A 1,030-nucleotide genomic window follows, 5' to 3' on the forward strand; every position below is an offset into this window, starting at 1 on the left:
TCCCACCTCTTCCCATCCCGAACAGAGAAGTTAAGCCCTGCAGCGCCGATGGTACTGGGGTTACACCCGGGAGAGTAGGTCGCCGCCACATTATTTAAAGCCCGCAGCTCATACCTGCGGGTTTTTGTGTTTTATACCCCAAATACCCGAGGTCTACACCCGGAAGAGGAGAGCCTGTCCCGAGTATCGGGATCGCACCAGATTATTGAAAAGCCGCAGCTCATACCTGCGGGCTTTTGTGTTTTAGGACCTTCAGTAGAGGCAAGAGACAAGAAGCAAGAGAATGGGATAATGAGGATAGGAATCTGTTTTTTCATCTACGCCTTTCATAGATCTATTTGAAACAATGCGGGATCTCAACCGCTTCCTGTGCCGATCCGCCGAGGCGGATAAGCCCTGCAGTGCAAATGCCTGCCCGCTGTCGAGGGGTGCTAGGCTTACACCAGGGAGAGTAGGTGGCCGCCCACATTATTCAAACCTCAGTCCTGCGACTGGGTTTTTGTATTTTTGATATGGTTTTAATCTCAAGAATTTTTTCGAAATAAACCATTTGATAAATCATAATACCTTTCAAAAAAAAAAAACCACTCCTATAGTTTACCTATTTTCTACTAAATCCTGAATTTACATTATGATATGTTTCACTTAAAAAATTTATTTTCATGAAAAAACAAGTTAAAATTCTGGGTATTGCCTTTGGATTGTTCGCTTTTTCTTTAGGTTTTTTTGTTTCTACCACGGCAAAGGCTCAGGCATCCGTCGGCGGAGGAGATGAAGATTGGATCTGTTGTCAACACCCTTTGGGTATAGGTTGTACTGACAAAGGCGGCGTTTTCTGGGCAAATGATATTTATATTCCAGGAAGTCAAAACTCTTGTTCTTGATTTACAAGGAGGTCAACTTTTTTGTTAAAGTTGGCCTCTTTTTATAAACGTTTTTCATAGTCAAAAAAGAAATTTGGCTCTAGATGATTTATAGTGGGTAACTGGAAACTGATTTAGGGAAAGTATCTATTTTAGTTTCATGAACA

General features: G+C 42.0%; 1 protein-coding gene and 1 rRNA gene. Both read left to right on the plus strand.

All coding sequences use genetic code 11. From position 1 onward, the window contains the following. Positions 1-91: ribosomal RNA gene (gene rrf / locus BLQ57_RS20810) — 5S ribosomal RNA — on the plus strand; the annotation flags it as partial. Positions 92-662: 571 nt separating this feature from the next. Continuing rightward, complete coding sequence (locus BLQ57_RS20815; protein ID WP_087941526.1) at positions 663-884, plus strand: hypothetical protein; 222 nt, start codon at positions 663-665, stop codon at positions 882-884. Positions 885-1,030: the final 146 nt, after the last annotated feature.

The sequence above is a fragment of the Algoriphagus faecimaris genome (assembly GCF_900101705.1).
Lineage (GTDB): Bacteria > Bacteroidota > Bacteroidia > Cytophagales > Cyclobacteriaceae > Algoriphagus > Algoriphagus faecimaris.